Source organism: Rothia mucilaginosa (assembly GCF_001548235.1).
Lineage (GTDB): Bacteria > Actinomycetota > Actinomycetes > Actinomycetales > Micrococcaceae > Rothia > Rothia mucilaginosa_B.
This window is the reverse complement of sequence record NZ_AP014938.1, coordinates 61111-74092: the sequence shown is the minus strand read 5'-3', so window position 1 is coordinate 74092 and position 12982 is coordinate 61111. Positions and strand designations below refer to the sequence as shown.

General features: G+C 55.5%; 6 protein-coding genes. All 6 read right to left on the bottom strand.

The window, feature by feature from the left end:
* Window positions 1-197: 197 nt before the first annotated feature.
* A complete protein-coding gene (locus RM6536_RS00275) occupies window positions 198-2159 on the bottom strand; it encodes a hypothetical protein (RefSeq protein ID WP_060823571.1) in 1962 nt (653 codons plus the stop codon).
* 334 nt (window positions 2160-2493) lie between these two features.
* Window positions 2494-4440, bottom strand: coding sequence for a hypothetical protein (locus RM6536_RS00270; protein ID WP_060823570.1), 1947 nt, complete (start codon window positions 4438-4440; stop codon window positions 2494-2496).
* Between the two features lie 350 nt (window positions 4441-4790).
* Window positions 4791-5672 (bottom strand): S-layer homology domain-containing protein, encoded by an 882-nt coding sequence (locus tag RM6536_RS00265; protein ID WP_060823569.1) that lies wholly within the window; start codon window positions 5670-5672, stop codon window positions 4791-4793.
* Window positions 5673-6123: 451 nt separating this feature from the next.
* Window positions 6124-7959, bottom strand: coding sequence for an S-layer homology domain-containing protein (locus RM6536_RS00260; RefSeq protein WP_060823568.1), 1836 nt, complete (start codon window positions 7957-7959; stop codon window positions 6124-6126).
* A gap of 419 nt (window positions 7960-8378) precedes the next feature.
* Complete coding sequence (locus RM6536_RS00255) at window positions 8379-10451, bottom strand: hypothetical protein (RefSeq protein ID WP_060823567.1); 2073 nt, start codon at window positions 10449-10451, stop codon at window positions 8379-8381.
* A gap of 263 nt (window positions 10452-10714) precedes the next feature.
* Window positions 10715-12790 (bottom strand): hypothetical protein, encoded by a 2076-nt coding sequence (locus tag RM6536_RS00250; protein ID WP_060823566.1) that lies wholly within the window; start codon window positions 12788-12790, stop codon window positions 10715-10717.
* Between the last annotated feature and the right edge of the window lie 192 nt (window positions 12791-12982).

The window sequence follows — 12982 nt, the reverse complement described above, 5'->3', positions numbered from 1 at the left end:
GAGGCTTGAAGGTTCTGAGGTTTTTCACAGGTTGACCAGCCACTAAAAATTGAGCTCGGCAAGCTAAACTCAGCAAGCTAAACCCCGAGAACAGAACCCAAAAATAGAACCCCGTGCACCCGAACAGAAAACCTGCTCGGGAACACGGGGTTATTCGTGCAGCTAGACGATAAGCAGAGCCAGCTTAGCGAGCTAGCTTAACGAGACTGGAAAGCAGTCAGAACAGTCTCCAGATGGCCGCGAGTCAGCAGCTGCTTAGGAAGGAAATAGTGACCACCGTACACAGTAGGCAAATTCTGGCTAGCCCACACAATCTCACGATAGAACGGAGCACCAGGCTTAACATCCACGTAGGGGGAATCGCCCTTAACCGCAGGAGAACCCGACGCACGGTAGGTGAATGCTGCGACGGTAGCGTTCGAGATACCTGCGTCCGCGTGGAACTTGCCGTCCGACCAGCCGTAGCTGATGCCCTTCTCACGAACCCAAATGTAGGCGGCGTAGTTCGGGTCGTCAGTCTTCACATCCGGCCAGGGAGAGACTTCCGGCAGCTTCACCTCGGGGGCACCAGCCTGAAGGTACAGAGCCACCGCCAGCTCGCCGCGGGTAGCGCGTTCCTTGCGCTGCTCATCGGTCAAGCTAGGCTTCTTATCCTCAACAGCGTCAGAACCCTTAAAATTCAGGTCCTGAGAAGCCAACAGCTCACCGCGACCCTCAGGCGCCTTACCCACAACGGGGGCAAGGAACTCGCCGCTCTCGCTGTAGCCGTCATTAGCCCAGACCTCCACCACGTACTTCTTCGAAGTATCCAGGGTGTTAGCCGGAACCTTCACGGTGCCGTTCACTACACCGTTCACATACTCAAAGGCACGGTCGTGGTGGTTGTACTCAATGATGTCGCTGGTTGCCAGAACCGGGGTGTTCGAACCCTTCTCACGGATTACATACTGAACACCCTTGACGGAGTGAATCTCACCGTAGAAACCGGTACCCGAGAAATAAATGTCCTGATCAGCGGCAGTGTTACCCAGAGCCTTGTATTCCACCTTGGGAGCAAACGGGCTGGGACGGAACACCTGAGTTTGCACCGCAATACGGCGAATCACGTTCTTACCAGCCCACAGATCCTCAAGGGTCAGCTGGGTCTGACCCTGTTGCTCAGCAACCAGGTCAACCTCGTAACGCACCTCGTAACGCGGGATACCGGGGAAGTAATCGCGAGGCTCATAGTAGCGCTGAAGCACGTCCGGCTTGACCGTCAGCTCAGCGTCCAGGGTGCCGTCCTCAGCAATGGTGAAGTCCTTACCCTCCTCAAAACGCAGCGGCGTATCATCAGCGGGCAGAAGGCTACCATCGGGAACACCCTGAGAAGCGGCCAGGTAAACCGCCACCTTGCCGTGCTTCTCACGCCACTCCTTGGTGAAACCCGAACCCTTCACGTGGACGGTACCGCCCTCGAAGGTGTACAGCAGCTGAGCCTTGCCATCGTACAGAACCTCGAACGTCGGGGTATCCTCCTGGGTTGCCTTAGCGCCCGGAACATCCGCAGCCTGCGAACCGTCAGAACCATTGAAGTTCAGCGCCTGAGATGCGAGCAGAGTACCGCGACCCTCGGGTGCCTTGCCGACAACTGGGGTAATGAACTCGCCGTCCTCATAGCCGTTGCTGCCCCACACCTCAACGGTGTACTGCTTCGTAGTATCCAGGGTGTTAGCGGGAATCTTAACGTTACCGTTGAGGAGCCCATGCTGGTACTGGAACGCATACTCGGGGTCGTTGTACTCGATAACGTCGCTAATAGCCAGAACCGGGGTGTTCGAACCCTTCTCGCGAACAAGAATCTGCACACCCTTGGGGGACTGAATCTCACCGTTGAAGTCCCAACCGGAGAAGAGAAGCTCCTGATCCTTAGACGTATCAGCCAGAGCGTTGTAACGCCAGTGAGGGGTAAAAGCGTCAGCCTTCTGGGGGACAGCGGCCTTCGGAGCAGGGTCAGCCGGCAGAGAACCAGCCACTGCAGCTGCAGGAGCATCCGCAGCAGCATTCTGAGCAAGCGCCGGAGCCATCGGCAGAACCATCGCGCCAGCCAACGCCAATGCACCGCAACCCCGTGCTGCACGGAAGAAGGACGAAGCCTTGAAATTCGGAAGAGCGGACATAATCATTCCTTATCGGTCGAACCCATCGCGCCGATGCAGTTTCTAAAAGGTGGTGAGGAATCTTCGTCGAATCTGCGCCAACCCAATGAGAAGTGGTCGAATATCCCCGTCGATCCAGGGGATACTTTCACCCTAGCAAAGGGTTGAACGGATGTCAGGAACACTCAAGAGAGACTTGAAGGTTCTGAGGGTTTTCACAGGTTGACCAGCCGCTAAAAAAGAACCCAGCAGGCTAAACCCGAAAAAAGAACCCCGTGCTCCCAAACAGAGAACCTGCTCGGGAACACGGGGCTATTCGCACGGCTAGTCGGTAAGCAGAGCCAGCTTAGCGAGCCTAGAAAGCCATCATCAGAACCTCCAGCTCACCGCGAGTCACCATATGCTTGGGGTTGAACGTGCCGCTGGTGCTCAGCGCAACCTTGTTCTGACCAGCCCACACAATCTCACGGAAAAACGCAGAATCCGGGGCCAAATCAGTGTACGAGTGCCAGTCATGATCAAGGGTAGGGGAACCCGCCGCACGGTAAGTAAACGCCGCAACGGTAGCGTTCGAAATGCCAGCATCCGCGTGGAACTTACCATCAGACCAGCCGAAAGTAATGCCCTTCTGGCGAGCCCACACGTAAGCGGCGTAGTTCGGGTCGGTGGTCTTTACATCCGGCCAGGGGGAGACCACCGGGAGGTTCACCTTGGGGCTACCAGCCTGAGCGTACAGCGCAGCCGTCAGCTCGCCGCGGGTAGCGCGTTCCTTACGCTGCTCATCAGTCAGGCTGGGCTGCTTACCCTCAGCAGCGTCAGACCCCTTGAAGTTCAGGTCCTGAGAAGCCAACAGCTCACTGCGGCCCTCAGGCGCCTTACCCACCACAGGGCCGGCATTCTCGCCGTTCTTGTAGCCGTTGTTACTCCAAACCTCCACGACGTACTTCTTCGCCGGATCCAGAGTATTCGCCGGAACCTTCACGACGCCGCGTACCTTGCCGTTCTTGAACTCAGAAAAATGGCTGTCGTGGTTATACTCAAAAATGTCGCTCGTCGCCAGAACCGGGGTGTTCGAGCCCTTCTCACGAATCACATACTGAACACCCCTGTTGAAGTTAAACTTGCCGTAGAATCCGGTACCCAAGAAGTAAATATTCTGATCAGCGGTAGTATCACCCAGAGCCTTGTACTCCACCTTGGGAGCAAACGGGCTGGGTCGGAACGCCTGAGTGTACAGCGCACTATGAAACAGCACGTTCTTGCCAGCCCGCAGATCATCAAGGGTCAGCGGGGGCTGACCCTGTTTCTCGGTAAACATGCCAATCTCATAATTCACCTCGTAACGCTTCTCATAACTCGGGGCACCGGGGAAGGGGGTACGAGGCTCATAGTAGTTCTGCAGCTCACCGGGCTTAACCGTCAACTGAGCATTCAGGGTGCCGTTTTCAGCAATGGTGAAATCCTTACCCTCCTCAAAACGGAGCAACACATCCTTAGCAGGCAGGAAATCACCGTCGTCAGGAACACCCCGAGAAGTAGCAATGTAAAACACTACCTTGCCGTGCTTCTCACGCCACTCCTTGGTGTAGCCCCAACCCCTCACGTAGATGGTGCCGCCCTCAGCCGTGTACAGCCACTGTTCCTTGTTGTCGTACCGATACCTGAACGTAACCTTCTGCGGGGTCTTACCCGGAATATCAGCAGCCGTCATGCTGTCGCCGCCTTCGAAGTCCAGCTCCTGGGTAGCAAGCAGGGTGCCGCGGTCCTCGGGTGCCTTACCTACGACGGGGGCAATAAACTCGCCGTCCTTATAGCCCTTGTTACCCCACACCTCGACAACATAATCTTTTGACTTATCCAGGGTGTTTGCCGGAATCTTCGCCGTACCGTTTATGTAGCCGTCATGGTACGTGAAAGCCAGCTCCTTGTGGTTATATTCAATGATGTCGCTAACCACCAGAGCCGGGGCGTTTACGCCCACCTCTCGCACAACGATTTGGACACCCTTCGGGGAGTTAATAGTGCCGCCGAACCCCCAACCCCAGAAGTTTAGAATCTGATCCTGATCAGTGTTCTTCAATGAGTGGTAGCCCAAGTGGGGATTGAAATCGTCAGAAGTATCAGCGGGATTCTCACGGACGCGATCATCCGGCTGACCAGCAACAGCCGCCGCAGGAGCATCCGCAGCAGCATGAGCAATCGCAGGAGACATCGGCAGAACAATCGCACCCGCCAGCGCCAGCGCGCTACAGCTGCGGGTTGCATGCAGAAGTGAAGGCTTAGAGCCCGGAAGTGAGGACATGGAACATCCTTAGAAATATGTCCCATTGGATTGATTATTGCGTCTTCTATGGGGGATTATCTGTTGAATCTGCGCCGTCGAATCTGCGCCAACCCAATGAGAAGTGGTCGAGTGTACCCCCTATCGGTACAGGGGATATTCCCACCCTAACAAACCTTCAGGTAGAAATATCTACTTTACTCAAGAGAAACTTGAACCTTCTGAAATATTTCATCGCACGGTATTTCATAGCCCAGAAACACCCCCCCCGCGTACGTAAACGGCCCCGCACTCCCACCGGGAGTACGGGGCCGCCAAATACGCTAAAGCAAAGCGCTAAAACGAAGTGCGAAAACTAGGAAATGTAAAAACTACGAAGTGCGGAAATACAGGTACATCATCATCGCAACACGTCCACGAGACGTCTGCGCCGTCGGCTCAAAAGCATTACCCTCAGACACCGTCGACACGCCATGGCGAGACGCCCACACAATCTGACGGTAGAACGGAGTCGCAGACGACACATCGCTAAACGGGGAAGTACCCGACATCTGAATCTTCTGCGCACCATCAGCACGGTACAGAAGAGCCGCAGCAGAAGCATTCGACAGGCGCGCCTCCGCATGGAACTTACCATCAACCCAACCGGAAGTAATGCGCTCCTGACGCGCCCACAGGTACGCATCATAGTTCGGGTCAGACTCATCAACATCCGCATACGGCGAATGCTCCGGACGGGTCACCGCCGGCGAACCCGCCAGCCTATAGAACATGGTGATCAACTCGCCACGAGTCACCGGATCCTCAGCACCAAAATTGTCCTCAGAAACCGGCTCCATCGTCTGAGTACGAACAGCCCAACGGATACCCGCATAGTACGCAGAATCCTCGGAAGCATCAACAAAAATAGTGTTCGCATCCGGCGCCGTCACGGACGGACGCAGAATCTTCGGGCCCTGAGTCGAAGAACTCGACACCACGGTAGAAGCAGAAGTAGCCGAAGCGGTCGCTGGCACAGCAGTATCCGCCGACGAAAGACGCGCCTCCGACGAATCATAGAAAGAGAAAAGAGGGGAGAAAGGCAGATACAAAACACCCGCCAGCGCCACAGCGCCAACAGCCAGTTCAATGCGGCTGCGCCTATGCTTCTTCGAATCAGCCTGGGAAGAAGCCTCGGGGGTGTCCTCCGGTGCCAGCAGAGGTGCAGAAGAATTATGGGCAGTATCAGAGGACTGCTTAAAATCCTGGGACATAAATCCTCAATGTGGTTGATGTATCGGTGTGTGATAGGCTCCCTCTAGTTCCGCGCACCCAGCCGGATAAGGGTGCGTGCTCAAGGGTGCGACAGTCATAAGCATAAACTACAGCTTGAAAAATATTAATTTACACTCCACAGAACAATCTTTAAAAAGGGGAGCGGAACACCCAGAAAAACGCCCAATAGCGGTACCGCATGAGGTGTGCCCCACATGCGGTACAGCCCACACTAGCGTGTTAATCGGCAAAAATACCCCGAAAAACTGCGGGCCAGCAGCGGACAACAGCCCCACTCACACCCCTCGAGGCGTCCTATAAGTACCGTGTAACCGCCCTGAAGGAGGCGCAGAAAAGCCGGGCCAGCGGGATAAAACCAACGTCTCATCACCGCCAGCCCGGCATAATCTTTAGACCCTAGAGACTAGCCCTAGCAGACCCTATAGAGCTCTAGCGGACCTTGTAGTTCATCAAGAAACCAGCCAGCTCACCACGGCTCACCAGCGCAGTCGGGTGGTACTCAGAACCCGGGAACACCTGCAGCTTCTGCTGCTTAGCCCACGTAATCTCACGGTAGAACGCAGAACCGACCTTCACATCGGTGTACGGCGCCTCAGTTACAGCAACCGGCTTCTTACCGTCAAAACGGTACAGGAACGCCGCAACAGTAGCATTCGAAATGCCGGCATCCGCGTGGAACTTACCATCAGACCAGCCGAAAGTAATGCCCTTCTGACGAGCCCAAATGTACGCAGCGTAGTTCGGGTCGTCAGTCTTCACATCCGGGTACGGGCTAGTAGCCGGCAGATCAACCTTCGGGGAACCAGCCAGACGGTACAGTGCAACAGTCAGCTCACCGCGGGTCGCATCATCATTAACGCCGAACCAGTCCTTCTCACGAGAATCAATCAGATTCTGATCAGCAGCCCACAGAACAGCCTTGTGGTTCGCGTGAGCAGCCGGAACGTCTGCGAAACGCTCACGAGCCTTCTTGTTAGCAGACTCACCAGTCAGAGTCAGGTAATCAGCCGCGATGCGCTCGCTACCACCATCAGCGTAGTTCACGGTCACGAAAATAGCGTAGTGGCTATCAGCATCCAGCTTGGTGCCGTCAACGTTAACGGTCGTCTCAAACGCGCCGGTCGCCACACGGTCAGCGTTCAGGGTGATGCTCTCCAGAGCCTCACCGGTCGGGTTGCCGTCAGCCTCAGCAGCCGAGAACAGCACGTTCACGGTAGCACCAGCCGGGACGCTGAAATTCTTGCCCTTCACACGGATAGTGGTCGAAGAGCTCAGATCCACCTTGTCAGTGCTCAAAGAAACTGAAGGCGACGCCTTCTTAATGTTCTCGCCGTTCACCGGAACAAACGCCTGAGTGCTCAGCGCCTGGCTGTTCGCCTCATCATTATCTTCCGGAACGTTGAACTCGAAAGTCTGCACAACATAGGAGCTGCCGGACTTCAGGGTGCCCGCCGGGATGTCCAGAACAGTCGAGAAACGGCCGTTGGTGTAACCCATGTACTGACCGAAGAAAGCAGAGTAGGAGGTGAACTTAGCCTCCGACTGAGCCAGCGCGGGGCCGGTTGCCTTACCGGTCGCCGGATCAACCGCACGAACCGCAACAATCAGCGACTCGCTACCGTTGTACGAAATGTTATCGAAACCGGCACCGTTCACGGTGACCTTAGTGTTCTCAGAAGCATTCACCGACGAAGCGCCGTACGACAGGGTCGGGGAATCAACGGTGGGAACATCCGCAACCTTCAGCTCGGTACGGACCTCGTCCGCGGGAATCCAGCCGTCTTCAGCGTCATCGCGGTAACCGAGCACAACATCGAAGGACGAGCCATTGGCCTCCAGATAGTTAGCGCCGATAGAAGCAGTCAGGTTCACGGTGCCGTCAGCCGCAAAAGCGGAGGCGGGAACATCCTGAACATAGAAGGGGTAATCACGCGGACGGTGCGGCGGGAAAGCAATGCTTTCACCCTTCGGAACAACGTACAGGCGGAACGACTTGCCCTTAACGAAGTCCTTGGAGAAACCGGAGCCGCTAACGGTCACGTTGCCGCCCTTGAGAATATCAAAAGTGCCGGAGGTAACCTGCAAGCGCTGAGCACCCTGAACCTCACCCTGCGCAACACCCTGGGTTGCTACCGGGGTAGCAGCAGAGGCCGCAAATGCGGGGGAGAGGGGCAAAAGCATGGCGCCCGCAAGGGTGAGGGCGCAGCCGCTCTTGGCCATATTTTTGGGTAGCGCAAAGCGCATGTGGTTGGGAAGTGAGGACATTGTTATCCAATCAGTTTTTATCGGTGTCACGCATCGAGTGTGGTGCGCATAAACACCGTAGCAAATAGTTAAGACGTGCTGGAACCTGAAAGGTCATCAGCGCGAAAAATGACTGTGTGTTTTATCGCATGTCTTAAGGTGAAGTATAGCTTTAAAAAGTATGTGCATGATATGGAAAATATGCCTAAATATTGTGCTGATAAGCACAAACACTGGTCACTGTACAAAAAAGAAAGCGCAAAAAACCCACCGCATTCGAAAAATTCGCACCTATGCAACCTCTGCAGGTTGAGAATATTCACAATGCGGTGGGCAAGGCAACATAAAAGTCACCCACAATAAAAATGGCACATACACAGAGTCGTAAAGTCGCCTATTTGACGAAAGCCAACCAAAGTAGCTAACACCACGACCGGGTGCTACCTGAGGTGGCTACCGCCGTGCTCCATGCGGTAGAGCATCAACGCCAAGTCATAGACAGACGTTGTCTCCATGAAAAAGCGTTCGTGTTCCCAATCCCTGGTGTAGCCCCAAATGCGTTGCTGAACAGCCCACCGAGATTCACGCCAGAAAGCGCTACCCTCCTCCAAATCTAGAACCCATGGGTTAGCGCTCACCTCAGATTCATCCGACCCCGGCAGGCTACCGTTACGAGACTGCGGTGCGGCAGTCGGCAAGCCGGGAGACACCATACCGCGCGAACGCTGATACCTATACAGGAACGCCGCCGTCGAATAATTGTGCATGTTCATCTCCGGGTGGAAATTCCCATCCGCCCAACCGAACGTAATGCCCTTCTGACGAGCCCAAATGTACGCCGCGTAGTCCGGGTCATCCGGAGCGATATCTCCATAAGGGCTCGTCGCCGGAAGCTCAACCTTCGGGGAACCCGCCAGACGGTACAACGCCACCGTCACATCGCGGCGCGTCATATCGCGTCCCTCACTCAAAGAAGAAAACTCAGGAAGAACCTGACGGTGCTTAAACCATGCCCAGGCGGCGTTGACCTCCTTATTCTTCGTAAACTGCAGCTGCAGATCCTTCGAAGTAAGCTGCTCAACCGACTCAACCGTACCGTCCTTGCCAGCAGTCACCTTCTCCAAGAAGAGCCTGTACGAGCCGTCATAATTCAGTGCCTCACCGGGGACGTTCAGCTTCTCATCCACCGTGCCGTCATGGATGCTCTCAGCAGCAATCTCCTGCACCAGCGTCTTCTGACCGGTTAGATGTCCCTGCTCATCAACATACTGCACCGAGAAACGGTAAGAGACCCCAGGCTGCTTCTTCAAGCCGACGGCACGTACCTGAAGGATATTTTCCTCATCATAAGGGCTCACCGTCGTAGCCTTCAGAAACATCTCAGGGCTAGCCGATTCCTTATTAAGCGAACGTACCGGAATGAAATCTGCAACATCATTCAGCAACTCACCGGGGTAATTCTCATCCTCCGGACGGTCTTTACCGTAGAAACCAATCTTATAGACCTTACCCGGCTTAAGCGTTCCCCCAGGAATCGTAATAGACGTCTTAAAATGCCAATTCAGGAAATAAACGCGCTCTCCACTACGGGAAGCCGGGTACGGAATCCGAGTGGTGAATTCTGGTTCGCCTACAATCTTTCCGGTCTTCGGGTCGACTTCATAAAAAGCCAGAAGCGCGGGGCCGTCCTTGCCCTCTCGACTACCGCTCGTAAGGATATGGAACCCCTCAATCGTCAGAGTCGTATCCTTCCACGGGTCATCAATTGCGGGCACACTGAAAATGTACGTCGTCTCGGTAGGCTTAGGGTCCTGCACAACATTAATAGGTGCACGCGCCACAAAACGGAATTCGGACGGCCAAAAATCCTTCCGGTGGCCCTTCTTGTGGTACGTCAGAATGACGTCGAAAAGAGTGCCTTCTTTAGCCTCAATAATGTACGGCCCAATATTGAGGAAGAAGGTGTAGCTCCCGTCTGGGTTTTCTACCATCTGCTTCGGGTTGGGCTCACGGTCAAAGAGGTAGCCAAAGTAGGCGTATCCGTCAATGCGGGCATGCGCGGCTTTGAAGTACGAAGAACCGCGATCAACCAGAGAAAATTCGTAGAATTCGTAATTCTGACGGAATTCAGCACTGAGCGGAGGCGTCGTCAGCGTTACGGTGCCGCCTCGAGAAATGTTGAGAGTCTCAGGAGAGACTTTAAACCCTTCCATTTCAGGATGGCGATGATCATCCACTTCAGGATAGCGAGAATCATCCGCCTCCGGAAGCGAAGACGTGGATTCGTCAGCATCTTCTTGAGCTGCGGCGGGGGAGGCGGGGGCTACCTGTGCTGGCTGCGCCTGCTGGTCAGGTGCCGCCTGAGCCGGTGCTGCGAGTGCCGCCGGAGTAACACCGGCAAGCGGGCTCAAACCCAGCAGCAGTGACAGGCTGAGCGCACGGGCGCTCGCCGGGTGGCTCGGCGCAGTTGAGCGGCACCGGGCGCCTCGTGGTGTGAAGAATGAAGACATCATTATCCCATCTACAAAAAACTGTACGGTGAGTGAAGCGAATGAACAGGTGAAGCGTGAATAGGTGAAGCGAGTGAAAAAGGTTGAGTAAATCAAGGGCCGGGAAACCGGGGCGCTACTCACGGGAAGATTCCCATCGGGTAACGCTCCCGATTCCTCTCACCGGTACCTGTAAAGGATGCTAGGGGCGGGACTGGTCTAGCTGTTGAGCCTGCAGGCACAACGACTCGAAGAACACAGCCCACTAGCCACTTCACGCACCGAAACTACTTGAGGCGGCTGCCGCCGTGCTCCATGCGGTACAGCATGACCGCCAACTCCGAAGAAGAAACAGAATCCAAACTGAAATCCTCAGCGTAGCGGCGAGAATAATCCTTATAACCCCAGATGAACTGCTGAGTAGCCCACAGCGATTCCCTCCAGAACGCAGTATCTGTACGCTCATAATCGGACCAATGCGAGCGCGAAACCCGGATGGGAGAATCATCCGGCACGCTACTATTCTTAGGCACAGACAAAGACGGTAAACTGCTCGACTCCGGCACAGGAGCCGGCGCGACCATCCGCTGGTACCTGTACAGGAACGCCAACGTAGAACGCGTCGAAAGTTTCGCCTCTGGGTGGAACTTGCCATCCGCCCAGCCGAAGGTAATGCCCTTCTGACGAGCCCAAATGTACGCAGTGTAGTCCGGGTTGCTTGGTGCCACATCCGCGTAAGGACTGGTTGCAGGCAGCTCAACCTTCGGGGAACCCGCCAAGCGGTATAACGCCACCGTGACGTCGCGGCGACTCAAAACGGTCTTACTCTCGTCCAGAAGAGCCTGCTGCTTAACCCACTCAACAGCCGCCTTCTGCTCCTCGGTAGTATTCGCCAAGAGGTCAAGATTCTCAGAAGCCACCGGCTCGACCGCATCTGCGGCGCCATCCTTGCCGGGGGTCACCTTCTCCAGAACAACCCTGTAAGACCCCTCATAATTCAGCGTACTACCGGGGACATTCAATGTCTCCTCAGCGGCACTATTGTGGATGCGCTCAGCAGGGATAATCTGCTCCAAAGCCTTCTCGCCGGTCGGCTCGCCAAAAATATCCGTCGCCTGAACCGAGAAACGGTAATAGCCCTCGGTAAGTTTCGGAAGATTAGAGACGCGCGCGGTGAGAGTATTCATCTCCTGATACGGGTTGACGCGCTTATACGGAATGTACAAGTCCGGACGCGCCAACTGTTGGTCAGGATTCGGCTGGTTATCGCTCGGTTGCCCAGACCGCACCGGAAGGAACTGCGCAACACTGGTCAGCAAGCTGCCGTTATAGTCTTCCTCGCCCGGGTGAGGAAGATTAGAACCGTAGATACCAATCACATAGAGCCTGCCCGGCTTCAACGTACCCGCCGGAATTGTCATCTTCGTGGCGAAGTAGTTATTACGGAACCCGATACAGTAATTCCAGCAGTCGCCTGTCATCGGAACCACGTGAGAGAAAACAGGGCGTCCCATAATCTTTCCCGTAGCCGGGTCTGCCTCATACAGAGTAACGTACGCTTGGCCGTCGTACCCGCCCACGATATTCGGGTGGAGAATATGGTAACCCTCAACCGTCAGAGTTGTATCCTGCCACGGCTTATCAATCGCAGAAATGCTGTAGCGGTACGTCGGCTGATTAGGCTCAGGGTCGCGCACCGTGGGCAAAGGAATTCGCGCCGTGCTACGAGGATCTTCATACGGAGAATAGGGGTCCGGCTCCGACTGATTGGACGGGTAGTAAGTCAGCACCACATCGAAGAGGGTACCCTCCGGAACCATCATCCACTGCTTCGGGATATCAAGAGTGAACGTGACGCTCCCATCAGGATTATCGTGGGCCTTACCCTCAGCACGGAGGTCGGCAACCTTGCTGCCGTACTGCGCCTCAGGAAGGCGATCGCCATAACGTGACCAAAGGTAATTCTGACCGCGCTCCACAATGCCGAACTCAAAGAACGTGTACTTCGCGCGGAACTCGGCACTTAGCGGCGCGGTGGTCACAGAGACAGTGCCGCCCTCAGAAATATTGAGGGTGCCCGAGGTGAGCTTCATGCCAACCGGGTTGTCAGGTTTCTTATCCTCCGCAGGGGTGGGAGGGGTCAACAGGGTAGGGGAGGCGGGGGTTGCCTGTTCCGGTTCTGCCTGCGCGGGGGTTGCCTGTTCCGGTTCTGCCTGCGCGGGTGCTGCCTGGGTCGGTGTTGCAAGCGCCGCCGGAGTAATACCGGCAAGCGGGCTCAAACCCAGCAGCAACGATAGGCTGAGCGCGCGGGCGCTCGCCGGGTGGCGCGGGGCGCCTCGTGGTGTGAAGAATGAAGACATCATAATCCCATCTACAAAATTTATACGGTGATTGGAATGAGTGAGTAGATGAAGTGAGTGAAAAAGTTGAGCGGATAAAGCGTGAAAAGAAAACCCTCAACAGGGGAGAAGAAGCGTTCTGGAGAAACGAATAGGAGGGGCGGTACCGGCGGGCTGAAAAGTCGAACTATGCCGAACATTCCAGCCCACCGGTCC